Annotated in this window: 29 protein-coding genes; 12 read left to right on the forward strand and 17 right to left on the reverse strand. The window is 65.0% G+C overall.

Annotated features, from left to right (window positions below; translation table 11 throughout):
- Positions 1–9: 9 nt before the first annotated feature.
- From ACVJ19_RS27250 to ACVJ19_RS27290, 9 genes are all read right to left on the reverse strand, one after another.
- On the reverse strand, positions 10–738 hold the full coding sequence (locus tag ACVJ19_RS27250; RefSeq protein WP_453952287.1) for a sulfite exporter TauE/SafE family protein: 729 nt from the start codon (positions 736–738) through the stop codon (positions 10–12).
- A gap of 134 nt (positions 739–872) precedes the next feature.
- The gene (locus tag ACVJ19_RS27255) at positions 873–1,799 is read right to left on the reverse strand and encodes a ribokinase (protein ID WP_453952289.1); all 927 of its coding nucleotides are present in this window, start codon (positions 1,797–1,799) and stop codon (positions 873–875) included.
- Between the two features lie 9 nt (positions 1,800–1,808).
- Positions 1,809–2,255: a ribose 5-phosphate isomerase B gene (gene rpiB / locus ACVJ19_RS27260; RefSeq protein ID WP_453952291.1), complete on the reverse strand. Its 447-nt coding sequence runs from the start codon at positions 2,253–2,255 to the stop codon at positions 1,809–1,811.
- A 67-nt stretch (positions 2,256–2,322) separates the two neighbouring features.
- Positions 2,323–3,117, reverse strand: coding sequence for a transporter substrate-binding domain-containing protein (locus ACVJ19_RS27265; protein ID WP_453952293.1), 795 nt, complete (start codon positions 3,115–3,117; stop codon positions 2,323–2,325).
- Positions 3,118–3,137: 20 nt separating this feature from the next.
- Entirely contained in the window at positions 3,138–3,893 is a 756-nt protein-coding gene (locus ACVJ19_RS27270) for an amino acid ABC transporter ATP-binding protein (RefSeq protein ID WP_453952294.1), read from the reverse strand.
- A gap of 1 nt (position 3,894) precedes the next feature.
- Entirely contained in the window at positions 3,895–4,563 is a 669-nt protein-coding gene (locus ACVJ19_RS27275; protein WP_453952296.1) for an amino acid ABC transporter permease, read from the reverse strand.
- A 7-nt stretch (positions 4,564–4,570) separates the two neighbouring features.
- Positions 4,571–5,254 (reverse strand): amino acid ABC transporter permease, encoded by a 684-nt coding sequence (locus ACVJ19_RS27280; RefSeq protein WP_018646064.1) that lies wholly within the window; start codon positions 5,252–5,254, stop codon positions 4,571–4,573.
- A gap of 10 nt (positions 5,255–5,264) precedes the next feature.
- Positions 5,265–6,164 (reverse strand): NAD(P)-dependent oxidoreductase, encoded by a 900-nt coding sequence (locus ACVJ19_RS27285; RefSeq protein WP_453952298.1) that lies wholly within the window; start codon positions 6,162–6,164, stop codon positions 5,265–5,267.
- A gap of 43 nt (positions 6,165–6,207) precedes the next feature.
- Entirely contained in the window at positions 6,208–6,948 is a 741-nt protein-coding gene (locus ACVJ19_RS27290) for a FadR/GntR family transcriptional regulator (RefSeq protein ID WP_453952300.1), read from the reverse strand.
- Between the two features lie 302 nt (positions 6,949–7,250).
- On the opposite strand from ACVJ19_RS27290, the gene ACVJ19_RS27295 reads away from it, so the two are divergent.
- Together ACVJ19_RS27295 and ACVJ19_RS27300 are read left to right on the forward strand one after the other, a co-directional pair.
- Positions 7,251–7,619 (forward strand): GFA family protein, encoded by a 369-nt coding sequence (locus tag ACVJ19_RS27295; protein ID WP_130372216.1) that lies wholly within the window; start codon positions 7,251–7,253, stop codon positions 7,617–7,619.
- A 99-nt stretch (positions 7,620–7,718) separates the two neighbouring features.
- Positions 7,719–8,534, forward strand: a complete 816-nt coding sequence (locus ACVJ19_RS27300; protein ID WP_453952302.1) for a DUF4886 domain-containing protein — start codon at positions 7,719–7,721, stop codon at positions 8,532–8,534.
- 116 nt (positions 8,535–8,650) lie between these two features.
- Here the strand turns inward: ACVJ19_RS27300 and ACVJ19_RS27305 are convergent, their stop codons facing one another.
- Positions 8,651–9,427: an exodeoxyribonuclease III gene (locus ACVJ19_RS27305; protein WP_453952304.1), complete on the reverse strand. Its 777-nt coding sequence runs from the start codon at positions 9,425–9,427 to the stop codon at positions 8,651–8,653.
- Between the two features lie 41 nt (positions 9,428–9,468).
- Between ACVJ19_RS27305 and ACVJ19_RS27310 the strand changes: the two genes are divergently transcribed.
- A complete protein-coding gene (locus ACVJ19_RS27310; RefSeq protein ID WP_453952306.1) occupies positions 9,469–9,687 on the forward strand; it encodes a hypothetical protein in 219 nt (72 codons plus the stop codon).
- A gap of 160 nt (positions 9,688–9,847) precedes the next feature.
- Here ACVJ19_RS27310 and alr read toward each other — a convergent pair whose 3' ends face one another.
- Together alr and ACVJ19_RS27320 are read right to left on the reverse strand one after the other, a co-directional pair.
- Complete coding sequence (alr, locus tag ACVJ19_RS27315; RefSeq protein WP_453952307.1) at positions 9,848–11,131, reverse strand: alanine racemase; 1,284 nt, start codon at positions 11,129–11,131, stop codon at positions 9,848–9,850.
- A gap of 40 nt (positions 11,132–11,171) precedes the next feature.
- Entirely contained in the window at positions 11,172–12,683 is a 1,512-nt protein-coding gene (locus tag ACVJ19_RS27320) for a replicative DNA helicase (RefSeq protein ID WP_271583494.1), read from the reverse strand.
- Between the two features lie 548 nt (positions 12,684–13,231).
- Between ACVJ19_RS27320 and ACVJ19_RS27325 the strand changes: the two genes are divergently transcribed.
- Positions 13,232–13,438 (forward strand): transcriptional regulator, encoded by a 207-nt coding sequence (locus ACVJ19_RS27325; RefSeq protein WP_456739459.1) that lies wholly within the window; start codon positions 13,232–13,234, stop codon positions 13,436–13,438.
- A 3-nt stretch (positions 13,439–13,441) separates the two neighbouring features.
- Here ACVJ19_RS27325 and ACVJ19_RS27330 read toward each other — a convergent pair whose 3' ends face one another.
- Positions 13,442–14,692, reverse strand: a complete 1,251-nt coding sequence (locus tag ACVJ19_RS27330) for a class I SAM-dependent methyltransferase (protein ID WP_453952308.1) — start codon at positions 14,690–14,692, stop codon at positions 13,442–13,444.
- A gap of 277 nt (positions 14,693–14,969) precedes the next feature.
- Here ACVJ19_RS27330 and ACVJ19_RS27335 point away from each other — a divergent pair, with 277 nt between their 5' ends.
- From ACVJ19_RS27335 to ACVJ19_RS27345, 3 genes are all read left to right on the forward strand, one after another.
- Positions 14,970–15,926, forward strand: a complete 957-nt coding sequence (locus ACVJ19_RS27335) for a hypothetical protein (protein ID WP_453952309.1) — start codon at positions 14,970–14,972, stop codon at positions 15,924–15,926.
- A 106-nt stretch (positions 15,927–16,032) separates the two neighbouring features.
- Complete coding sequence (locus ACVJ19_RS27340; protein ID WP_453952310.1) at positions 16,033–16,629, forward strand: TetR/AcrR family transcriptional regulator; 597 nt, start codon at positions 16,033–16,035, stop codon at positions 16,627–16,629.
- A gap of 11 nt (positions 16,630–16,640) precedes the next feature.
- Entirely contained in the window at positions 16,641–17,108 is a 468-nt protein-coding gene (locus ACVJ19_RS27345; protein WP_453952311.1) for a PaaI family thioesterase, read from the forward strand.
- 139 nt (positions 17,109–17,247) lie between these two features.
- Here the strand turns inward: ACVJ19_RS27345 and rplI are convergent, their stop codons facing one another.
- The 4 genes from rplI to rpsF form a co-directional block, all read right to left on the reverse strand.
- Positions 17,248–17,853, reverse strand: coding sequence for a 50S ribosomal protein L9 (rplI, locus tag ACVJ19_RS27350; RefSeq protein ID WP_453952312.1), 606 nt, complete (start codon positions 17,851–17,853; stop codon positions 17,248–17,250).
- 47 nt (positions 17,854–17,900) lie between these two features.
- Positions 17,901–18,878 (reverse strand): DUF2232 domain-containing protein, encoded by a 978-nt coding sequence (locus tag ACVJ19_RS27355; protein ID WP_453952313.1) that lies wholly within the window; start codon positions 18,876–18,878, stop codon positions 17,901–17,903.
- Positions 18,879–19,008: 130 nt separating this feature from the next.
- Positions 19,009–19,248: a 30S ribosomal protein S18 gene (gene rpsR / locus ACVJ19_RS27360; RefSeq protein ID WP_007592020.1), complete on the reverse strand. Its 240-nt coding sequence runs from the start codon at positions 19,246–19,248 to the stop codon at positions 19,009–19,011.
- Positions 19,249–19,253: 5 nt separating this feature from the next.
- Positions 19,254–19,754 (reverse strand): 30S ribosomal protein S6, encoded by a 501-nt coding sequence (rpsF, locus tag ACVJ19_RS27365; RefSeq protein ID WP_028171082.1) that lies wholly within the window; start codon positions 19,752–19,754, stop codon positions 19,254–19,256.
- A gap of 341 nt (positions 19,755–20,095) precedes the next feature.
- Between rpsF and ACVJ19_RS27370 the strand changes: the two genes are divergently transcribed.
- From ACVJ19_RS27370 to ACVJ19_RS27390, 5 genes are all read left to right on the forward strand, one after another.
- Positions 20,096–20,800 (forward strand): TetR/AcrR family transcriptional regulator C-terminal domain-containing protein, encoded by a 705-nt coding sequence (locus ACVJ19_RS27370; protein ID WP_453952315.1) that lies wholly within the window; start codon positions 20,096–20,098, stop codon positions 20,798–20,800.
- 3 nt (positions 20,801–20,803) lie between these two features.
- Positions 20,804–21,829, forward strand: coding sequence for a fatty acid desaturase family protein (locus ACVJ19_RS27375; RefSeq protein WP_453952316.1), 1,026 nt, complete (start codon positions 20,804–20,806; stop codon positions 21,827–21,829).
- 174 nt (positions 21,830–22,003) lie between these two features.
- Positions 22,004–22,963 (forward strand): ACP S-malonyltransferase, encoded by a 960-nt coding sequence (fabD, locus tag ACVJ19_RS27380; RefSeq protein ID WP_453952317.1) that lies wholly within the window; start codon positions 22,004–22,006, stop codon positions 22,961–22,963.
- Between the two features lie 67 nt (positions 22,964–23,030).
- Positions 23,031–23,768, forward strand: coding sequence for a 3-oxoacyl-[acyl-carrier-protein] reductase (gene fabG / locus ACVJ19_RS27385; RefSeq protein WP_018645369.1), 738 nt, complete (start codon positions 23,031–23,033; stop codon positions 23,766–23,768).
- 312 nt (positions 23,769–24,080) lie between these two features.
- Complete coding sequence (locus tag ACVJ19_RS27390) at positions 24,081–24,320, forward strand: acyl carrier protein (RefSeq protein WP_008130699.1); 240 nt, start codon at positions 24,081–24,083, stop codon at positions 24,318–24,320.
- Positions 24,321–24,380 lie beyond the last annotated feature (60 nt).

Here is a 24,380-nt window from a genome sequence, read left to right on the forward strand (position 1 = left end):
CAATCGTGCTCAGGGAGAGTGCGCCGCGTTCCATAGCATGGAGAGCCCCGCCGCAACCATGATCGCGTCCATCAGCAGACGAAATACGTCCGGCTTCAGGTGCAGCACGAAGCGTTTTGCGATGAACGCGCCGGACATCAGCGAGGCACCCGCGATCAGGCCTTTGATGAAGACATCGCCGGTCAGCGCGCCGAAACGCTCGAAGGTCACGGATTTCGCGAAATAGAGGCCGAGCGAAGAGGCGGCTTCGGTGGCGAGGAAGGCGCCCTTGGACAGGCCATAGAACAGGAACAGTGGCACGCTGAGCGGGCCGGTCGAGACCACGATGCCGGTGAGATAGCCGATGATGGCGCCGCCGATGGCGAGATGCCAGAGATTTGCCTTGAGGTCATGCCGCGCCAGCCAGTGCCGCGCCGGCACCATCGCGATCAGGAAGATGCCGATGGTGAGGTCCACGGCGTGCGCGGGCAGCGCCAGCAGCGTGCGCGCGCCAAGGGCTGCGGCCGGAATGCCCGTGACCGAATAGGCCGCGCAGGCCCGCCAGTCGACCTCGCGCCACCAGGCCAGGATCCGCGAGAAATTCGCCATCACGGAGGCCACCGCCATGATCGGCACGGCCTCCTTCGGCCCGTAGGCATAGACCAGCACCGGCATCAGCATGATCGATGAGCCCGTGCCGACGATGCCTGAGATGGTGCCGGCGAGCAGGCCGACGGTGAGGACGAAGAGAAAGGCCAAGGGCAGGGCTCCGGGAATCGAACGAGTGTAGCCGGGTAAGACCTGCGGGGCGAATGCAGTTACGACATAGTCGGTGTCGTCCCGGCCTAGCGCGCAATTGCGCGCTAGGCCGGGACGACATTGGAAAACAATACTTAAGCCGTCTGGATCAGGGATGAGATCGCGCCCCGCACCGGCATGCCGGCCTGTGCGCCCGGCTTGAGGCACTTTTGGGCCGCCGCTTCGCATCCGACCTGGAGGGCGATTTGCAGTGGAACCTTCTCGTGGATCATCGCCGCAAATGCGCCGACGAAAGTGTCGCCGGCGCCGGTCGTGTCGACCGGCGTGATGCGCGGCGCGGGCGCGTGCAAACGGGTTCCGCCCGCTGCGCCAGCCAGGGCGCCTTGCGCACCGGCGGTGACGATGCAGGTGAGGTTGCCGGCCTTCGCGAGCTCCGCGCTTGCTGTTTCGTAATCGGATGGAGCGAGGCCGATGGCGGTCGCGGCGTCGAGCGCCTCGTGCTCGTTGACGAGGAGATAGTCGGTCACGGCGAGAAGCTCCGTCACCGTCTCGCGCGTCATCTTCTCCGGGACCGGCGCGAGATTCCAGATAACGGTGCCTGAGGCCGAATTCGTCCGGCGCGCCGCTTCCAGCGCCTCTTCGAACGGCACCTCCATCTGGAGCACGAGCACCGTGCCGGGACTGAAAAGCCCGGCTGGCAGGTCACCGGCGCTCGCGGCCATGTTGGCGCCGCTGGCCACCGTGATTGCATTCTCGCCGGACTGATCAACCGTGATGAAGGCGCAGCCGGTGGGCTCGTCGGCCCTGACGACGAGCGCGGTGTCGACGTCATTCGTCCGGAGGTTCTCGATCGCGCTGTCGCCAAATCCATCCCGGCCGACGCGGCCCGCCATCCGGACCCGTCCTGCACCCGCGATCCGCGCGGCGGCGACGGCCTGGTTGGCGCCCTTGCCGCCGAAATGCGTCTGGTAGGATGGTGCGAGCACCGTCCGGCCGGGGCCGGGGATGACCGGGACCTGTGCGACCAGATCGATGTTGAGCGACCCGAACACCAGGATCATGAGGGGATGTCAGCCTTGCTCGTCCATAACGCGCAGCTTCTCGACGCGGCGGCGGAAATCCTCGTCGGTGGAGAATTCGGCGGACAGGTAGGACGAGACGAGGTCCACCGCGAGCCAGGCGCCGACGATCTGCGCGCCGATGCATATGACGTTCACATCGTCATGCTCGACGCTCTGATGCGCCGAGTGCACGTCGTGGCAGACCGCGGCGCGGATGCCCTTCATCTTGTTGGCGGCGATCGAGGCGCCGACGCCGGTGCCGCACACCATGATGCCGCGCACGGCTTCGCCAGACGTCACCTTCTGCGCCACCGCGCGGGCGATGTCGGGGAAATCCACCGGCTTGTCGTCATAGGAGCCGACGTCGATGATGTCGTGGCCGAGCTTGCGGATGTGGTCGATGACGGTCTGCTTGAGCGGCCAGCCGGCGTGGTCGGATCCGATGACGAGACGCATGTGGTGTCCTTCTTGATTTGGCATTGGCCGTGACAGCCGCAACACGGCTGTCACGGTTCTCGTGGTTTCAGCTACGCATGTCCGTCGGCAGATCGACGCCGTGGAATTTCTTGTAGATCGCGTTGAGCTTGCCGTTCTTGACGTTCTCGGTGATCCAGGCGTTGAGCTTGTCCATCAGGCGCTGCTCGCCCTTCTTCAGGCCGATGGCGAGGTCGAAGGTCGCCAGCGGAATCCGGGACTCGAACACGCGCGAGGGATTCTTCACCCCGATCTGGTTGATGATGGTCGCGGACGAGCCGACGCAATCGACCTGGCCGGACACCGCCGCCGTCACCATGGTGGCGTCGTCGTCGTAGCGGGCGATCTTGAGGTCCTTGTCCTTCATGTTGGACAGGGTGGTGTCCTGCGTGGTGCCGCGCGAGACGCCGATCGACTTGTCCTTCACGTCGGGCCAGTCCTTGACGGTCGACGACTTCAGGCAGCCGACGTCGGATTGCAGCGTCGCATAGCGCTTGGTGAAGTCGATCACCTTGGCGCGCTCGGGCGTCACCGACAGGGTCGAGATGATGATGTCGGCCTTGCCGGTGAGGACGTTGGGGATGCGGGTCGCGCCGGTGGTCTGGATGAACTCGAGCTCGAGCCCCCAATCCTTGGCGAGCAGCTGCGCGACCTCGACGTCCGAGCCGGTCGGCTTCATGCTGCTGTCCATCATGCCCGAGGGCGGGATGGCGAGGTCGGTCGAGATGCGGATCTTCTTCGCCTGCGTGATGTCGTCCAGCAGATCGGCCGATGCGGGCGTTGCCGCCATCATGATGAGGCCGCACAACGCGGCGGCGGTGCCCAGCAATGTCTTGTTTGTCATTCTTGGTTCTCCTCTCCCTGTTATGATTTTAGGTTTCCCGTTCCCACGAATTGCGTGAGTTCGGGCGTGGTCGGCGACGTCAGGATCGAGGCGGGTCCGGTCTCGTGGACCTTGCCGCGATGCATGAAGACGATGCGGTCGGCGATGCCTTTGGCAAACCCCATCTCGTGCGTCACCATCACCATGGTCATGCCGTCGGCTGCGAGTTGCTCGATCACCTTCAGCACTTCGGCGGTGAGCTCGGGATCGAGCGCGGAGGTGACCTCGTCGAACAGCATGACCTTCGGCTGCATCGCCAGCGAGCGGGCGATCGCGGCGCGCTGCTGCTGGCCGCCGGAGAGCTGCTCGGGATAGGCGTGCAGCTTCTCCTCCAGCCCGACCTGCGCCAGCACTTTTCGCGCGAGATCCTTGGCATGGGACGTCGCCATGCCCTTCACGGCGCAGGGGGCGAGCGTGATGTTCTGCTCGATCGTGAGATGCGGAAACAAATTGTAGCTCTGGAACACGATGCCGACGTCCTGGCGCAGCGCGCGCAGGTCGACGTCGGGGCGGTCGACCCGGTGGCCGCAGACGACGATCTCGCCGCCATCGACCTTCTCGAAGCGGTCGATGCAGCGCAGCGCCGTGCTCTTGCCGGAGCCGGAGCGGCCGATCAGCGCCAGCACCTCGCCGCGTTCGACGGCAAAGGAGACGCCATCGAGCACCCGCAGCGGGCCAAAGCTCTTCTGCACGTTGCGGAGCGACACGATAGGTTCGGAGGAGAGGTTCTGCTGCATGTCAGGCCGGTGCGAGGTTGGACCTGCCGCGCCCCATCCGCCGTTCCAGCCTCTGGCTGAACAGCGACAGCGGATAGCACATGGCGAAATAGGTGACGGCGATGATGGCGTAGATGGCGAACGGCTCGAACAGCGAGTTGTTGACGATCTGGCCCGAGCGCATCAGCTCGACGAAGCCGACCACCGAGGCGAGCGAGGTGTTCTTGATGATCTGCACCATGAAGCCGACGGTCGGCGGCGTCGCGATGCGGATCGCCTGCGGGAGAATGACCTTCATCATGCGCTGGGTCCGGCTGAGCGCCAGGCCTTCGGCGGCCTCCCATTGCGGCTTCGGCACGGACTGGATGCAGCCGCGCCAGATTTCGCCGAGATAGGCGGCGACGTAGAGCGTCAGCGAGGCGCTCGCGGCCGTGAGTGGCGAGACCTTGAGGCCGATGGCTGCGAGGCCGAAATAGCCGAGGAACAGGATGACGAGCAGCGGCGTGCCCTGAACGAGCTGGACATAGGCTGCGCTGGCGAGCCGCACCGATTTCAGCGGCGAGATCCGCGCGAGCGCGATGACGAAGCCGACGATGCCGCCGCCGATCAGCGCGATCACCGACAGGCCAATGGTCCACAGCGCACCCTGGCCGAGGAACATCAGATGATTGATGTTGAGATGTCCGCCCATGCTCATCTCACAGCGGCGTGCCGAGCCGGCGCCGGCGCGGAAACAGCACGAGGCCGAGGCCCCAGAAGCCCGCGCGCATCACCAGCGACAGGATGACGTAGAGCACGGCGACGATGATGTAGGTCTCGAACGCGCGGTAGGTGTCCGACTGGATATAATTGGCGACCGCGGTGAGCTCCTCGGCCGAGATCTGCGAGCAGACCGAGGAGGCCAGCATCAGCAGCACGAACTGGCTGGTGAGTGCCGGATAGACCTTCTCGACCGCCGGCAGCAGGATGATGTGCCAGTAGATCTGCAGGCGCGACAGCGCCAGCCCTTCGGCCGCCTCGATCTGTCCGCGCGGGATCGCCTCGAAGCCGGCGCGCATGATCTCGGCGGTGTAGGCGCCGACATTGATCGTCAGCGCGGCCACGGCGACCGCGAAGGCGGAGAACTTCAGCCCCAGGCTGGCGAGGCCGAAATAGACCAGGAAGATCTGCACCAGGAGCGGCGTGTTGCGGATGGTCTCGACATAGGCCTTGCAGGCGCCCGCGATCAGCGCGTTGTGCGTGCCGCGCCCGACCGCCGCGAGCGTGCCGAGCAGGGCGCCGAGCACCGTCGCGAAGGCGGCAAGCTCCAGCGTGAGGACGGCGCCGGCGAGAAAACTCGGCCAACGCTCCAGCACTGCGGGAAAGTCGAGTTGCAGGCTCATCGCCGTTGCTTCAGCCGGTGGTCTGGTTGGTCATGCGGTCATAGACGCGGAACAGCGCCTGATTGCCGTTACTGCCTTCGCCATGCGCGCGAGCGTCGACATACTGGCTGGTGACGAGCGCGGTGCCGGGCAGGGGCACGTTCAGTGCCTGTGCGTGCTCCTGCACCAGGCGGAGGTCCTTGAGCTGCAGATCGATCCGGAAGCCGGCGGATACGTCACCCCCGATCATTGCAGGGCCGAGCTTGTCGAGCATCCAGGAGGCAGCGGAGCCGCCGAGCAGCACCCGGCGCAGCAGATCGAGATCGAGGCCCGAAGCACGTCCGAGCGCGAGCGCCTCGCAGATCGCCTGGATGTTGATGCCGCAGATCAGCTGATTGCAGAGTTTTACGGTCTGGCCGGCGCCGGACGCGCCGACATGGGTGATGGTGGTGCCCATCGCGCGGAAGAACGGCTCGGCCTGCGCGAAGGCGGCCGCATCGCCGCCGGCCATGATCGAGAGCGCGGCATTCTTGGCGCCGACGGGCCCGCCCGAGACCGGCGCGTCGATGAAGCTGACGCCGGCCTTTTGAAGATCGGCATGGATGCGCCGGACCGCGACTGGCGAGATCGTGCTCATGTCGACGATAAGCTTGCCGGGAGGAGGGGATTTCAGCAGGCCGTGCTCGCCGTAGATGGTTGCCTCGACGTGGGGCGTGTCGGGCAGCATGGTGATGACGATGTCGGCGCCTTCAGCGGCATCGGCAGGGCTCTTGGCGCGCGTCGCGCCGTCCTTGACGCTGTCGGCCAATGCGGCCTCGTTGAGATCGAAGACGCGCACGGTGTGGCCGGGCTTGAGGAGGTTGCGCACCATCTCGCGGCCCATCGTGCCGATGCCGATGAAGCCGACATTGCCCTTGTCGTTCCGTCCCATGTTATCGATCCGTTTCTTGGTTAGTTTCTTGGTTCGTCCGCGATCAGCCCGAGGCGCTGGTCTTGTCGATGTCGCCGACGACGGCGCGCCTTCGGTATTCGTCGCCGATGGCAAAATGCTTGCGCAGCGTCGCATCCGCGCGCTCGGGATCGCGCGCGATGAGGGCTTCGAAGATGCGGCGGTGATCGTCGATCAGATAGGTCTTCATCGACGGGAAGGCCTGCACCAGTTCGCGGCGGCTGCGATGCGAATGCGTCAGCAGGCCCGCCATCGAGCTGTGCAGCACCGTCAGCGTCTCCGAATGCGATGCGACGACGATGGCGCGGTGGAATTCGAAGTCGGCCATGCCGCCGGCATCGGCCTCATCGATCGTCTCCCCGATCTTCGCGAGCGCGCGCTGCAGGCGTTCGAAATCGGCAATGTTGGCGCGCTCGCAGGCGAGCCGGATGGCCTGGCATTCGATCGCGACGCGCGCCTGCATGACGTCGTCGAGCATGTCGGCCTGCTGGGCCAGCGCGAAAGTGAAGAAGTCGTTCAGGACCGAGACGTCCGGGCGGGTCACCACGGTGCCGATGCGGTCGCGGATCTCGACGATGCCGAGCACGGTGAGGGCGCGCAGCGCCTCGCGGACGATCGGCCGGCTGACGCCGAGCAGGGTGGCCAGCTCGCGTTCGGAGATCAGGCGGTCGCCCGGCTTGAGTGAGCCCGCAAGCAGGCGCTCGCGCAGGAAGGCGAACACCTTCTCGAACCCTTTTTCGCCCTCAGTGGTCCGCTTGAGCTCCATCCCAATTCTCGTTTGGTCTGATCTTGGTAAGACCAGTATGCTAACCAAGCGGCCGAGGTCAAGGGGTTCGGGTCGCCCGGCCGGGAGGCGGGGTGAGCCGGCTTCGACAAGCGCCTGCTAAGGCATTGAATCGGCTAGGGCCGGCTACTGTGCATGGGGTTGTTTTTCGTCTTTTTTATTGGGCGGCCCAGGCAGCCCGCCAACCCCTGCATGCTGAAGTGCGGGATGAACCTTGCTGCTGACAGCATGTTGGCAGCAGCGGCCGGCTACGACCATCTCCTGACAAACGGGGAGAGCGGGTCATGCCGATCGAGGCAAGCTGTCATTGCGGCGAGACGGTGTTCGAGGTGACGGAGGCGCCTTCGAGCGTCACGCGCTGCACCTGCTCGCTCTGCGCCAAGCGCGGCGCGCTGTGGGCCTATTACACGCCCGCGCAGTTTCGCCTGCTGTCGCCGGCCGACAACGTCGCGACCTATCTCTGGGGCAGCCGCACGGTCAAACATCATTTCTGCGCCAATTGCGGCTGCGGCACCTATTCGGAATCGCCGGACTGGTCGAGCGGCAAGCCCGATTTCGACAATCCCAAGGTCGCAGTGAACGCGCGCCTGTTCGACGATTTCGATCTCGATGCGGTGCCGGTGAACATGATCGACGGCAAGAATCTGTGGTGAGCAACGCAGGCGCGCGCAGCTCCTGCTGCACTACCGTCCTCTTGAGGCCGTTTTGAAAAGCTGGTTTGTTTCCGCCTCTAGAAAAAGGGGAGGAAACCCATGATGCGTCCTTTTGCGCGAGTGATGCTCGCAATGTGTCTGGCCGTTGCAGCCGGCTTCAATGCACAGGCGCAGACCAAGCCGAAGGTCACTTCGCTCGGACCTGACTTCCCCAAGGCGGCGCTGTTCGTCGGCAACAGCTTCTTCTACTACAACAACGGTATGCCCGGGCATCTCACCTTCATGGAGCGGGCAGCCGATGCCGCCAACAAGGCGGCCTATCGCAACACCATGGTGACGATCGGCGGCTCCGGCCTCGACTGGCACGACATGGACAATCTGCTGCGGCCGGCCGGTATTGGCGCCTATTCCTTCGACGAGCAGAACGTCGTGATCTTCAACAAGCCGGGCAGGCAGTACGACGCCGTCGTGATGATGGATTGCAGCCAGTGCCCGATCCATCCGCAATTGAAGGACGCATTCACGACCTTCGCGAAGAAGGACAGCGAGATCGTCCGCGCCCACGGCATGCGGCCGGTGCTGTTCATGTCCTGGGCCTATGCCGACAAGCCGGAGATGACGGAAGCGCTGGCCGAGGCCTACACCATCGCCGGCAATGCCAATGACGCGCTCGTCATTCCCGCCGGTCTCGCATTTGCGCGTGTGCGCAAGCTTGTGCCCGAGCTCAATCTCTATGCCCCGGACAAGCGGCATCCGAGTCCGGCAGGCACGTATCTGGCTGCCTGCGTGACGTTCGCTGCGCTGAGCGGCCGTACGCCGGTCGGCAATTCCTACAACATGGGGCTCGATGCGGAGACGACGCAGCTCTTGCAAAAGGCGGCGTGGGATACGGTGCAGGAATATTACGGGCGCTGACTTGGCGCGATCTCGTAGGGTGGGCAAAGCGAAGCGTGCCCACCACTTTGCTCGCGAGAGAAAGATGGTGGGCACGGCGCAAGCGCGCCTTTGCCCACCCTACGGCACCTACGGCATCACGGCGCTTTCAACACCACCCACGCCGGCGCGTGATCGCTCGCGCCGTCTTCGCCGCGGACCTTCTTGTCGACGCCGGCTTTCGCCAGCCGCGAGACGAGTGCAGGACTGAGCAGCAGATGATCGAGCCTCAGGCCCGCATCGCGCGGCCAGCGGTTCCGCTTGTAATCCCAGAACGTGTAGATGCGTTTCTCGGGATGCAGCGCGCGGATCGCATCGCACCAGCCTTGTTCGACGAGCGAGGCAAACGCCGCACGGCTCTTGGGCTGGATCAGCGCATCCTTGTCCCATGAGCGCGTCGGATAGATGTCGATCTCATCAGGCGCGACGTTGTAGTCGCCGGCGAGCACGACAGGCAGCTCCTGCTTGATAAGGGTTTTGGCGTGGCGCTTGAGCCGCGCGAACCAGTCGAGCTTGTAGTCGAATTTCGGCCCCGGCTGCGGATTGCCGTTCGGCAGGTAAATGCTGGTGACGATGACACCGCGCACCGCCGCCTCGATGTAGCGTGCCTCGTGATCGTCGTGGTCACCCGGCAGGCGATCGCGCGTGAGCACAGGCTCGGCGTTGCGGGCGAGGATGGCGACGCCGTTCCAAGTTCTCTGTCCACACCACACTGCGCCATAGCCGGCCTTTTCGATGGCCGCCGCCGGAAATTCGCCATCACTTGCCTTCAACTCCTGAAGCGCGACGACATCGGGCTTTGCCGCGCGCAGCCATGCCAACAGATTGGGCAGGCGGCGGTTGACGTTGTTGATGTTGAATGTCGCGATCTTCATGTAGAGCTACCGGCTCTCGCCTCCCGCCTTCCGGAGATACAATGTCCAAGTTGAGCTTTGCCGCTATTGCTTTCGTCGTCGCGTTCTCCGGGGCCACTTCGGCACAGTCAGCCGAAACGCGCGGCGCGTGCAAGGCGGACTATGACAAATTCTGCACCGGCATCGCGCCGGGTGGCGGCATCGTCGCCTGCCTCAACGCCAAGCGCGACCAGCTCAGCGCGACCTGCAAGGCGGCGCTGGACAGCAGGAAGAAGAAGTAGGTCTCGTGTCCCGGACGCGCGGAGCGCGAGCCGGGACCCAGAAAGCGACACGGTACACGGTTGAAAGATGGGCCCCGGCTCTGCAGCGCATCGCTGAACCGGACGATGCTTCGCATCGCCGGGGGAGCGCTGCGCTGCGTCCGGGGCACGAGAGCGTCGCTTAGCTCGGCAGCGGCGGCGGGGCTGCGGGCTGCTCGATCGGCGGCGGTGAGGGCGGCTGCTCGGCGTTCGGCGCGGGCTCCGGCTTTGCCAGCGGCTCGACCACGTTGCCGCCCTTGTAGACGCGGGCATAGCGATGGCCGAGGCTGGTCAGCACCTCGTAGCCGATGGTGCCGAAATGATGCGCGAGCTCGTCGACGGTGATGCCTTCGCCGAGCAAGGTCACCATGTGGCCGCGCCGCACCGCGTTCGGCGGCAGATCGGTGATGTCGATCGCGATCAGGTCCATGGAGACGCGGCCCGCGACGGGGCAGCGCTTGCCCGCGACGATCACCTCGGCACCGCGGGTGCCGTCGTTGGAGCTGGCGGCGCGGAAATAGCCGTCGGCATAGCCGACCGCGATGATCGCCAGTTTCGTCGGCCGGCGCGCGGTCCAGGTGCCGCCATAGCCGACGCTCTCACCGCGCTCGACATTGCGGATCTGCACGATGCGCGCCTTGAGGTCGGCGACCTGCTGCATCGGATTGTCGGCCTCCGGCGTCGGGTTGACGCCGTAGAGCGCCGCGCCGGGCCGCACCAGGTCGAACTGGAAGGGGGCTCCTAAGAAGATGCCGGACGAGTTCGCGAGCGCCGCCGGCACGCCGGAGAATTCGCTGGCGATGCTGCGGAAGGAAGCGAGCTGCTTGGCATTGACGGGGCTGTTGAGCTGCTCGGCCGAGACCAGATGGCTCATCACCAGCGTGATGCCGTGATCGCCGGCGTTGATGCGGGGGATGATGGCCTGCGCTTCCGACAACGTCAGGCCCAGCCGGTTCATGCCGGTGTCGATGTGGATTGCGGCGCCGCCGTTCCAGCCGGTGCGGCGGCAGAACACGTCCCATTCGGCGAGCTCGTTGAGGTCGCCGATCACCGGGCGGCAGTTGATCTGGGCGTAGTGCTCGCCGGTGTTCTGGAAGTAGCCACCGAGCACGTAGATCGTGGGCTCCGGCACGGCCGCGCGCACCTTGCGCGCTTCCTCGATGGTGGCGACGAAGAAGGTCTTGCAGCCGGCCTTGCTCAGCGCGCGCGCGACCTGCTCGGCGCCGCAGCCATAGGCGTCGGCCTTGATCACCGCCGAGCATTCGGCCGGCACCGCCGTCTTCTCGAGCTTGCGCCAGTTGGCTATGATCGCATCGAGATCGACGGTGAGCACGCCGCCGTAAGCAGCGAGCGCGGCAGCCTGATTGGCCTCCGCGGAGAGAGGGCCGGATTGCTGGTTCATTTTCGGATCGGACGCCATTGTCATGGCGCCGTTTTACGCAAGAGACAGGTCTGGTTCAAGGAACTCAGTAGTCGTTGCCGCTGCGAGCCGGCAGCTGACTGTCAGGCGCGAGGTCGCCGAACCTCGTGACCGAGGCTTCGAACGCCAAATCGACGGTGCCTGTCGGACCGTGACGCTGCTTGCCGATGATGACTTCGGCTTTTCCGTGCGCAAGACTCATGTCAAGCTGCCACTTCTCGTGTTCAGGCGTGCCTGGGCGGGGCTCCTTCATCGCGAGGTAATATTCCTCGCGGTAAACGAACAGGACGACGTCGGCGTCCTGCTCGATTGATCCGGATTCACGCAAGTCGGAGAGCTGCGGCCGCTTGTCGTCGCGGGATTCGACCTGGCGTGAGAGCTGGGACAGCGCGATCACGGGAACGTTGAGCTCCTTGGCGAGCGCCTTCAGGCTGGTCGTGATCTCCGTGATTTCTTGCACGCGGCTGTCGCTGGCGCGCTTGCCCGAGCCCGAGAGCAGCTGGATGTAGTCGATCACGAGCAGGTCGAGGCCCTTCTGTCGCTTCAGTCGGCGCGCGCGCGCCATCAGCTGCGCGATCGACAGACCGCCGGTCGCGTCGACATAGAACGGCAGCGACTGCAGCTCGATCGAGACTTCCCGGATCTTGTCGAAATCGGCTTCCGAGATGCCGCCGCGGCGGATGTGGGAGGAGGGAACGCCGGTGCGCTCGGCCACGATACGCGTAGCGAGCTGGTCGGCCGACATTTCGCAGGAGAAGAAGCCGATCACGCCGCCATTGGCCGCCTTCGTGGTGCCGTCGGCCTGGAGTTCCGGAACGTAGGCCTTGGCGACGTTGTAGGCGATGTTGGTCGCCAGTGACGTCTTGCCCATACCGGGACGTCCCGCGACGATGATGAGGTCGGAATGCTGCAGGCCGCCCATCTTGGTGTCGAGGTCGCGCATGCCCGTCGAGATGCCGGACAGCTTTCCGTCGCGCTGGAACGCCTTGGCCGCGAGGTCGACGGCGACCGCCAACGCCTGAGAGAATTTCTGGAACCCGCCGTCATAACGGCCGGACTCGGCGAGTTCGTAGAGTTTGCGCTCCGCGTCCTCGATCTGGGCCCGAGGCTGGAAGTCGACCGGCGCGTCATAGGCGACGTTGACCATGTCCTCGCCGATGCCGATCAGGTCGCGCCGCAATGACAGGTCGTAGATGGTGCGACCGTAGTCCTGCGCGTTGATGATGGTGGTCGCTTCGGCCGCAAGCCGCGCCAGATATTGCCCGATGGTCATGCCGCCGACATCGGTATCGGCGGGCAGGAAGGTCTTCAGCGTCACGGGCGTGGCGATCTTGCCCATCCGGATCAGGCTGCCGGCGGTCTCGAAGATGGTCTGGTGCAGCGGCTCGAAGAAATGTTTCGCCTCCAGGAAGTCGGAGACGCGGTAGAAGGCATCGTTGTTGACCAGGATGGCGCCGAGAAGGCTCTGTTCCGCCTCGATATTATGCGGCGCACTCCGATAGGCAGGAGTTCCGGCCTCGGGCGCGAGTTTGAGAACGTTCGAATCAGTCAGGGCCATGGTCGGACGTGCTTAGCAATTTTCTTGGGCAGATGCGGGGCCGGGATAAAGCGCCGCCTCAAGCCAAAGCGGAAGCGAAAGCTGTCCGCTATCAACCGCTCAGTTAAAATGGTGGATGATTAGCAGCCGCAGCATGCGCCGCGCTTGACTGATTTTGGCGGAACTCGCCCGTCCCAAATGGCGACCGGGCCCTGGCCATGGAAAAAGTCCGAAACCATGAACCTTATGGATTGGCGTGCAGACCTATCTGGAAGCGCGCGAAATGACGCGCACTGGCCGCCTTCGGCTCGGCTTCAGACCAGCAGGAGGTAGACCAGCGCAACAAGCGCCGCCCCAACGCCCGTGACGATCAGGGCGTAATCGGTGCGGAGGTCGTCCTGCACGTCGAATGAGGTTTGGGTCTCTTTGCTCATGGCGACGGTCTATGCCGGACCCGACCAGACTAATGTGAAGTAGATCACAACTCCCCGGAATCTTTCGGGGTAGGGCCGGAACAGGCAGGCGGGCAGGGGATTGTCCCAACCCGCGACGGAAAGACGAGGCGAGCGATGCGGCCAGAACGGCAGCACCAGATGTGGCGGAGTGAGGCAGGCAGCCGGCTTTGGCTGTCCGGGTTGATCGCTGCCATGCAGCACGCCGAGCGTCCGGAAGTGCGCCGCCAGCCGGTCGCGCCGGAGGTTCTGGCAGAACTGCGGGCGCAACTGGCGTTAACGGCCTCTTTCCGCGCGTCCCCGATATCGATGCTGCGTCATTAAGACCTATTCACCCGCGAGCCTCAGTCTTGTCCTGGCGCCGCCTTCGATGGCCCGCAGGCGGGATTCATTGCGTGCGATGTAGTCACGGGTGATCGGCACCACGCCCTGACGCTTGGTGAGCTGGATCTGGAAGTTCATCATGGCCTGCTTGCGGAACGTCATCTCGCAGGCCGCCAGATAAAATTCCCACATCAATGCGAAACGCTCGTCGTAGAGCTGCACGGCCTCCTCGCGCCGGGCCATGAAGCGCTCCCGCCAGGCTTTCAGCGTCTCGGCGTAATGCAGGCGCAGGATCTCGATGTCGCAGACCAGAAGGCCCGCACGCTCGATCGCCGGCAGCACCTCCGACACAGCGGGGATGTAGCCGCCGGGGAAGATGTATTTGGCAATCCAGGGATTGGTCGAATCCGGCCCTTGCGAACGGCCGATCGAGTGCAGCAGCATGACCCCGTTCTCGTTCAGGAGTTCGGCGCAGCGCTGGAAATAGGCATCGTAGAACCTCGCCCCGACATGTTCGAACATGCCGACCGAGACGATGCGGTCGAACGGCCCGTCGATGTCGCGATAGTCCTGGAGCAGGAATCTGGCCGATCCGGTCAGGCCCTTTTCCGCCGCGCGCGCATTGGCGATCTGCAGTTGCTCGGTCGACAGCGTGATGCCGGTGACGTCGGCACCCGCGATCTCGGCGAGATAGAGCCCGAGCCCGCCCCAGCCCGAGCCGATGTCGAGCACGCGCTGGCCCCGCTTGATGAGCAGCTTTGCGGCGATGTGGCGCTTCTTGGCGAGCTGCGCATCGTCGAGCGTCGTCTCCGGCGTCTCGAAATAGGCGCAGCTATATTGCTTGTCGGCGTCGAGGAAGAGCGAATAGAGCCGGGCGTCGAGATCGTAGTGATGGGCGACGTTGGCGCGAGAACGCGAGCGCGGATTGAATTGCTTCAGGTGCCGCGTCAGGTAGCGCAGGTGCCACCAGGGCTTTGCCCACTGCGGCAATAGGTCGGGTTGATCGAGCAGGACCGCGAGGGCATCAGCTATGGTGCCGCGTTCGACCACGAACTCGCCGTCCATATAGGCCTCGCCTAGCCCGAGCTCGGGATTGACGAGGATCTTGCGCTCCGCCTCCGCGGTGACGAAGCGCACTGCGACCGGCTCGCCAGAGCCGTCGCCGACAGTGAACTTCGATCCTGCCGCCGTGGTCACCGTCATCGAGCCGCGACGGATGAACTGAGACAAGAATCGACGCAACAAGCGGTCCATCGACACCTTCCTCTCGAGCGAACCCGAAGAGATGCGACTAAGCCGGCCTTCACATCTGACGCTCAGGGTCCCGCTCGGGTTCCTATGCGTTTGCATCTAAATTTAGGGAGGATGTTCCGAAGGTGCTATTGCGTTGTGTTCAATGCGGATATTCGAAAAGCGCTTAACCACACCTTGCGGGCGGAGCCTGCTTCCATTCGCGGCTCAATCCGCTAAAAGGTGACCCGCCGGCGCGCCGGATTGCCGGCTGCGCGGAAAATCAATGGAGATGATGGGAATGTCGAGCCGAGCGCTCAGCCTCGCGACGGTATTGCTTCTGATCGGCTTCGGCGCGACCGATGCCGTCCTTGCGCAGGCGACGAACCTCGAAGCCGGCAAGACCCCGTCCCAACTCTTCGCGCAGACCTGCAATGCCTGCCACAAGAGCCCGCGCGGGCTGCTGAAGTCCGTGGCGCCGGGCTCGCTGCCGGGCTTCCTGCGCCAGCACTACACCACGAGCTCGGACATGGCGGGCATCCTCGCCTCCTATCTGGTCTCCAATGGCGCCACCGACACCCGCTACCAGGCCAAGGACGGCAAGAAGGACGGGTCCAAGGAGAAAGAGGCCAATACGGCTCCGGGCCAGTCGCCTGAACATCAGGGCCGCCGCCAACGCTCTCAGGACGCTGCCAAGCCGGAGGGCGAGGGGGCCGCTCCGGCCGCCGAGGGGCGCCAGAAGCGCGCCGCGCGGCCGGCTGAGGAGGGCGCAAAGCCCGAGGGCCAGCCGGCGCCAGAGGGACGCAAGGGCAAGCGTCGCGGCAAGCCCGGGACCGAAGACGCACCGAAGGTCGATACCGCCGCGCCGGCCGCTGAAGACAAGAAGAGCGAACCGAAGGCGGAGTCCAAGCCCGAGACTGCGAAGGTGGACTCCGGTGAACCCAGGTCCGAAACCAAGCCGTCCGAGAAGCCCGCCGAGGCCAAGCCTGATACCGCCAAGGTCGAGCCGCGCGGCAGCGAAGCTCCGGCGCTGCGGTCCGATCCGGTACCGCAGGTGACGCCGGCTCCGCCGGCTGCCGCCGCAAGGCCCGCCGAGCCGGCTGCGCCCAAGGCGGCGGAAGAGGCGGCTCCCAAGCCGGCTGCACCTGCCGCAAGCACCGAACCGGCGGCCAAGCCGCAGGAGCCGGCGCCTGCGACCGCTGCGGCCCCCGCGCCGGCGGAATCCTCCGGCCCGCCGACCCCGCCGATCTCGCGGTAAGCCCCCCATTTTCCGATCGACCTGCGAAGGCCGCGTCATCGCGGCCTTCGCGTCGTCTTGACCGCTGTTAGAGTGACGCTCTAGAGTATTACTCTAGGAGGCGCGGATGACGGCGAGCGTGCGTGACGATCTGTTGGCGGCGGGGCTCGCCGTGTTCGACCGCGTCGGTTTCGAAGGCGCGACTGTGGCGGCGATCCGCACCAAAGCGCGTGCCTCCAACGGCAGCTTTTTTCATGTGTTCGGCTCGAAGAAGGAGCTTGCGGGCGCGTTGTTCCTCGAGGTGCTCAGGCACTATCACGCCGCGGTGCTGGCGGCGCTCGACCCTGTTCCCGATGCCGGGCAGGGCATCGATCGGCTGATCCGGGCGCATCTCGATTGGGTGGTCACCAGCCGGCGCGAGGCGCGCTATCTCTTCGAGATCTCGCGCAGCGAATGGGGCGAGGACGTGCGCGACGCCCAGCGCGCGCAGAATGCGCGGCTTGCCGAGGGCATCGAGCGCTGGCGCGCGCCGCTGGTTGCCAGTGGTGAACTGCTGCCGATGACGCCGGTGATGTTCGTCAGCCAGCTGATCGGCCCGGCGCAGATTTTTTGTCGCGCGTTTCTGTCGGGGCGTGATCGCGCCGATCCACGCAGCGAAGCTGACACGCTGATTGTTTGCGCCAACCGTGCGCTGCGCCCGCCCGATCGCATCAACAAGCAATAAGGAGAGGCCTCATGCGAACCGAAGCAGATCCCGAATTTGAGCCGATCGCCGCGCGCATCCACGCCAATGTCGGCCGGCAGGGCTTTATGAACCTGGTCGGCGCCGAGCTGTCGGAATTGTCGCGCGGCACTTGCACCATCGCGGTGGAGCGGCGGCCGGAGCTCTTGCAGCAGCACGGCTTCTTTCACGGCGGCGTCACCGCCTTCCTGGTCGATAACGCCACGACGATCGCGGCGGCGACCTCGCGCGGCCAACCGGCGCTGACGGCGGAATACAAGCTCAACCTGTTGTCGCCCGCGGTCGGCGAGAAGCTGATCTGCCGTGCCCGGGTGATCAAGCCGGGTCGCCAGGTCTCGGTGGTCGCCGCCGACGTGTTCTGCGTCAGTGACGGCGTGGAGAAGCATACGGCAACCGCGCTCGCCTCGATCGCGATGCTGAGCGAGGACGTCGGCGCCAAAACGAAAAGCCCGGCCGCTTGAGGCGACCGGGCTTTTGATTGTGTTCGTCATTCCGGGATGGCGCATTAGCGCTGGACCTGGAATCTCGAGATTCTCAGGTGCGCAATTGCGCACCGTAGTTCGATGCTTCGCATCGCCCCGGAATGACGAGCTGGCGTATTTACTTCTCGGTCTCTTCCGCAGCCGGGGCCGGCTCGACCTCGTCGTGCTGGGCTTCCGGATCGAAGAACTCGCCGGCGGCGGCGATCGCCTCGGCGGCCGCATCGCGGTCCTCGTTGCGGGTCGAGATGTCCTCGCCGCGGTTGATGCGCTCGGCCTCGTCCTGGCTGCGGGCAACCGTGACGGTGATCTCGACCTCGACCTCGGGGTGGACGGCGACGGTGATGGTGTGCTTGCCGATGGTCTTGATCGGCGCGTCGAGCTGGATCTGCGGGCGAGCCAGAGAAACGCCGTCGGCTTCAAACGCGATGACGATGTCACGCACGTTGACCGAGCCGAACAGCTGGCCGGCTTCCGAGGCCTGACGGATTACGACGATGTTCTTGCCCTCGATCTTCTCGGCGACCTTGGCCGCTTCGGCCTTGGAGGCGAGGTTGCGGGCTTCGAGATCGGCCTTCATGCCGTCATACTTGGCACGGTTGTCGGCGGTGGCGCGCAGCGCCTTGCCACGCTTGAGCAGGAAATTGCGGGCATAGCCGTCGCGAACCTTCACGACTTCGCCCATCTGGCCAAGCTTGTTGACGCGTTCCAGCAAAATGACTTCCATATTCGTTCTCCTTTGAAGTGCTCTGGGTTTCAGTTTCAGGGTTGGACTTAAGGGGTTGGCAGCGGTGGCGGCTGCCGGTTGCGCAGGAAGCGCTCGCGGAAGCCGAACACGGCGTCCGCAAGGCCGAGGATCACCATCGCGATGACGGGCCATCCGAACACGACCACGACGGCATAGGTCGAGCCGAGCCAGAAGGTGCGGCTCTTCAGCGCCAGCGTCAGCGTATGCAGCACGGCAAAGCCGGTCAGCGCATAGCCCATCATCAGCGCGGCCGTTGTGATCTGCGCGACGATTGCGAGCAGCCCGCCGGTGAAGCAGAAGGCGAGCGCGATGCAGAGCGCCACCAGCGTCATCGGCGGCAGCTCCGCCGTCTTCAGATCCGGCCAGGGACGGCGCAGCCGGCCCGATGTCGCCGTCACCTTGGCACTGAGCCAGAGGTTGAGGGTCAGCGTCATCATCGCGACGATGGTCGCGGCGGCCGGCGCAATGCGCACCAGCGCGTCGACGAACTGGCCGGCTTCACCGGAAGTCTGCGGATCGGTGGTGCGGAGGATGCGCATCAGGCCACGCCGCAGCGTGCCGGTGATGGTCTCGGCGTCGGTGCCGAGCGTGAGCAGGGCGGCGATCGTGGTCAGGGCCGCGAAGCCCGCGATCCACACCAGAAGGCGGCCGACCGGATACCATTCGAGCTCGGGCTCGGCCGGCGCCTCGGTGGCGCCGTCAGACGCGACGGGGCTGACCTGCCGGCTGAGCAGGGCGAGGTGGCCGAGCCACCAGGCCGGCAGCGCGACGGTGACGGCGAAGGCGATACAGTAGGGCAGGCCGAACAGGGCGCCGAGGCCGATCGCAGCACTGATGCCGCCAAGGCTCGCGCAGAGCGGTCCCCAGCCGATCGAGGCGACCATCAAAGGCAGCGGCGCAAGATAGAAAAGGACGAGCGAGATCAGCGCGCCTGAAACGATCGAGGCGAACATCAGGGCCGACGCAGCGCCGGCGATCAGGGCTATCAGTCCAAAGGCCATCATCAGCTGTCCCGCTCCCTTCGAGCGGTTAGAGGCGACTTGCCCCAACCATCGGCGACCGGACGACCCGGAAGCCTTATGAGTTCAGAAAGTGCAACCGGCGGCGCGACGGCCGCCGGTCGAATTGGTCGTATCAGCGAATGACGTAGGGCAACAGGCCCAGGAACCGCGCGCGCTTGATGGCGCGGGCGAGCTCACGCTGCTTCTTCGCGGACACCGCGGTGATGCGGCTCGGCACGATCTTGCCGCGCTCGGAGACGTAACGCATCAGCAGCTTGGAGTCCTTGTAGTCGATCTTCGGAGCATTGGCGCCCGTGAACGGGCAGCTCTTGCGACGACGGAAAAACGGACGGCGTGCACCAGCTTCAGCCATTGATCTTACTCCCCATCCGTCGTGGTTTCAGCTTCTTCGCGCGGACGGCGCGGGCCGCGATCACCGCGGAAGCCACCACCGTCACGATCACCGCCGCGGAAACCACCCTCGCGGTCGCCACGGAAGCCGCCTTCACGCTCGCCGCGGAAGCCGCCGCCACGATCGTCACGCTCGCGATCGCGATCGGCCTTGCGCATCATCGCCGACGGGCCTTCCTCGAGTTCCTCGACGCGGACGCTGAGATAGCGGATCACGTCTTCGCTGATGCGCTCCTGGCGCTCGATCTCGGCGATCGCCGCGGACGGCGCGTCGATGTTGAGCAGCACGAAGTGCGCCTTGCGGTTCTTGTTCATGCGGTAGGTGAGGGAGCGAACGCCCCAATTCTCGGTCTTGGTGACCTTGCCGCCGAGACCCTCGACGATACCGGTCATCTGCGCAGTCAGCTCTTCGACCTGCTGCGGGCTCGCGTCCTGACGCGCGAGAAAAACATGCTCATAAAGAGCCATGGTGGTCCTTTCCTCATGTTGGCGCATCGCCCGGCGTCAAGCCCTTAAGAGACCTTCGGAAAGGACTCTGGGATTAAGCTCAGAAGGCGGAAACACGGGACGACGGGCCGACTGGCCCTGCCACATCAAAATCACGAATGATTTGCTGAGACCGTCCGTTCAGCTCCCGGCCGGGGTCTGCGGATGCGCGCCTTATACGGATTTTGGCCGGCTTTGCAAGGTTCTGGGGCCAGGTTTCGGCCCGGGTTGCTGGTGCCGGCCCGGGATTGGTCCACCCATACCACATCCAGCTTGATCTATTTGTTTGTATGACATACAAATAACCGGAGCGAGAGAACCCCATGGCGGAAAAGTCGGTCCATGAGCCGTTCGAGGCGGCTGGCGATCCCAAGCATGCGGCGCGTGCTACGCGCTCGGCCGGCCGCAAGATGCGCTCGCTGCTGCTGGATGCGGCAAGCCCGCTGTTTCGGGAGCGGGGACTGTCGGGCACAGCGATCACCGACATCGCGGCTGCCGCGAACGCATTCCCGAGCCAGATCACCTATTACTTCCGCACCAAGGAGGCGCTCTTCGTCGAATGCGCCTGCCGCGACCTGCTGTACCTGGCCCGCGCGACCGAGCAGGCCGCGCTGAAGGCGCGCACGCCGCGGGAGTACACCCATGCGCTGGCCGAGACGGTGACGGCGAGCGATTCGGTCGCCTTTTTCGCGGAGGCGCTCACCTTGACACGTCGGCGCCAGGATCTGGCGCCGCTGGTCGAGCGCACCATCGAACGCCTGCACGCCGAGGGCGCGCGGGCCTATGCCGGCCAGGTGGCGCGCCATGGCTGGCGCTCCCTGCGCGCGCCCGACGAGAGCTCGCGCCGGTTCTGGGCCGTCGCCATCGGCGTCATCCTGGAAGGCTACGCCATGGGCCGCTCGCCGGATGAGCTCTGCGCCGAGATGCTGCGCGTGCTTGGCGAGCAGGCGAAGTCCACCGGCGAGGCCGCACGCCTGCGCCTTGTCGACGACCGCGATGCAGCTCCCCCTTCGGACGAGGAGAGTTAAACCATGACTGCGCTTCGCATGCGTGCCCGTGATTTCCTGACCGAGGACCAACTCGCCGATGTACGTCAGCGCGTGACGTGGAAAGGCATCGCGCTGATCGCGCATGCCTGGGCGCTCATCATTGGCGCGATCGCACTGGTCGCGTGGTGGCCCAATCCGATCACCTATGTTCTCGCCGTCGCCGTCATCGGCTCGCGCCAGCTTGGCCTTGCGATCCTGATGCATGACGGCGCGCATGGCTGCCTGTCCGCCGACGAGAAGATCAATCTGGCATTGAGCCAGTGGTTTTGTGCTTATCCGCTGTTCGCGGAGACGCGCAGCTACCGGCGCTATCACCTGCAGCACCACGCGCGGACCCAGCAGGAGGACGATCCCGATCTGGTGCTGTCGGCGTCGTTTCCGATCACAAGGCTGAGCTATCGCCGCAAGTTCATTCGCGACATCACCGGACAGACCGGTTACCAGCAGCGCAAGGCGCAACTGCTCAATGCGCTGGGGCCGAAGGACTGGCCGTGGCGGCAGCGTCTGGCGCATTTCTGGGACAAGCTCGGTCCGCAATGCATCGTCAATGCCGCGATGTTCGCAGCGCTGGCCGCGGCCGGTGTGTGGTGGGCCTATCCGCTGTTATGGCTGGTGCCGCTATTCACCTGGATGATGGTCATCACCCGCATCCGCAACATCGCCGAGCACGCCGTCGTGCCTGACAGCAGTGATCCCCTGCGCAATACCCGTACGACACACGCCAATTTTCTCGAGCGCCTGTTCATCGCGCCGTACTACGTGAACTACCACCTCGAGCATCATCTGTTGTTCTACGTGCCCTGCTACAATCTGCCGAAGGTGCATCGTCTGCTGAGCGAGAGCCGGCATGCCGGCCGCATGGAAGTGCAGCCGAGTTACGCGGCGGTGCTGCGGCTCGCCACGGCAAAGCCGGACCGCGACGACCGGCCGGGACAATTGGTCAACAGCGCGCGCCGCGCGCGGGCCGGGGCGAAGGTCGATGCCAACCAGACGGCCGGTGGGTTTTGAGGGACCGCATTCCCGGTTGAATGCCCGTCGAAGTTCCCTTCTTGGCTTGACATTCCGGCCCCAGACAGTGTCTACGGCCCCCTTTGGAGCATGATCGGGAACCAAGGCTTGGGCCGGACGTAGTCGGCTGCCGGCTTCTCGAACACAATGGCTCGAGCGATCCAGGGAGCGCCGATGACGGCAGCATTCACATTTCCGGGGCAGGGGTCCCAGGCGGTTGGCATGGGCAAGGCCCTGGCCGATGCCTTTCCGGTGGCGCGCGCCGTGTTCGACGAGGTCGATGCCGCGCTTGGGGAGAAGCTCACGGCCACCATCTGGGATGGTCCGGCCGAAACCCTCCAGCTCACCGAGAACGCCCAGCCGGCGCTGATGGCGGTGTCCATCGCCACCCTGCGCGTGCTGGAGGCTGAAGCCGGTTTTTCCGTGGGGCGGGACGCGGCCTTCGTCGCCGGCCACTCGCTCGGTGAATATTCGGCGCTGGCCGCGGCCGGCAGCCTGACGATTTCCGATACCGCGCGGCTGCTTCGCACCCGCGGTCTCGCAATGCAAAAAGCCGTGCCGGTCGGCGCCGGTGCAATGGCCGCGCTGCTCGGCCTCGATTACGAGGCCGCCATGGAGGTCGCGGGCGAGGCGGCGCAGGGTCAGGTCTGCCAGGCCGCCAATGACAATGGCGGCGGGCAGGTGGTGGTCTCCGGCGACAAGGCGGCGGTCGACCGCGCCGTGGAGATCGCCAAGGGCAAAGGCGCCAAGCGCGCGATGCTGCTGCCGGTATCTGCGCCGTTCCATTGCAAACTGATGCAGCCTGCCGCCGACGCGATGGCCGAGGCGCTGGCGAAGGTCACGATCAAGGCGCCGGCCGCGCCGCTGGTGTCGAACGTGCTGGCGAGCGCCATCACCGATCCCGACGAGATTCGCCGCCGCCTGGTCGAGCAGGTCACCGGCACCGTGCGCTGGCGCGAGTCGGTTGCCTATATGGCTGGGCAGGGCGTGACCCGCTTCTTTGAAATCGGCGCAGGCAAGGTGCTGACGGGACTCGTCAAGCGTATCGCCGACGGTGCCGTCGGTGTTGCCGTAGGCGGCCCGAACGACATTGCCGCCGCCAAGGATGCATTGGCCGCTGCGAAGCAGGCCTAAGTTTGCGCACGATCTTTCCGGAAAACCGCTGCACACTTTTCCGGATCGTGCTTTGGAGGAGTTTTTAATGTTCGACCTCACTGGCAAAAAGGCGCTCGTCACCGGCGCGACCGGCGGCATCGGCGGCGCGATCGCGCAGGCGCTGCATGCGCAGGGCGCCACCGTCGCCATATCAGGGACGCGCAAGGAAGTGCTGGACGAGCTTGCCGGCAAGCTCGGCGAGCGCGCGCACGTGCTGCCCTGCAATCTCTCCAAGGCCGACGAGGTCGAGGCGCTGGTGCCCGCCGCGGAAGCCGCGATGGGGCAGGTCGACATCCTCGTCGCCAATGCCGGCATCACGCGCGACAATCTCTTCGTGCAGCTTCGCGACGAAGACTGGGAGGAGGTCATCAACGTCAATCTGACCGCGACCTTCCGCCTGGCGCGCGCCGCCACCAAATTGATGATGCGCAAGCGCTTCGGCCGCATCATCGCGATCACCTCGGTGGTCGGCGTCACCGGCAATCCGGGGCAGGGCAATTATACTGCATCGAAGGCGGGCCTGATCGGCATGATCAAGACTCTCGGAGCCGAATACGCCAAGCGCGGCGTGACCGCGAACTGCATCGCGCCCGGCTTCATCAAGACGCCGATGACGGATGCGCTGAACGACAAGCAGCGCGAGACCATCCTGACCAAGGTTCCGGCTGCCCGCCTGGGGACGCCCGAGGACATCGCCGCCGCCGCCGTCTACCTGAGTTCGAACGAAGCGGCCTATGTCACTGGCCAGACCATCCACGTCAATGGCGGCATGGCCATGATCTGAAGCCCTCATCCCGCACCGCCCACAGGGGCGGCGCGGGATGCGGCAAACGGCCGTTTCCGGAGCGAAATGAGGCTTGTAGTCAAGGCAATTGAAGTATGATAACCGGACCTTCAACGGATGGGCAAAGAACGCCATTGCAGGTTTTTGAAACCCTGTATATTGGCGATGCGGAGCCTTGGCCGTCGTTCGCCGGGCCCTGCATCGGTTAGGATGGGGCCAAATCAAAGTTCGTAAGCGAAGGCACTAAACGACCACGACGGCTCGTATCGTCCCGGGGGGTCGGGTCTACAGGGAACAACACGAGGTTAAGCAATGAGTGACATTGGCGAGCGGGTTAAGAAGATCGTGGTCGAACACCTTGGTGTTGAACCCGAGAAGGTTGTCGACGCTGCGAGCTTCATCGACGACCTCGGCGCCGACAGTCTGGACACCGTCGAGCTGGTGATGGCGTTCGAAGAAGAATTCGGTTGCGAGATTCCGGACGACGCTGCGGAAACGATTCTCACCGTCGGCGACGCCACGAAATTTCTCGAGAAGAACGCGAAGAGCTAAGGCTCTTCTATTTTCGCGGGGACAACAATTGAAACCGGACGGGCCGCTTCGCAGCGGCCA

The organism is Bradyrhizobium sp. USDA 376 (assembly GCF_054063675.1).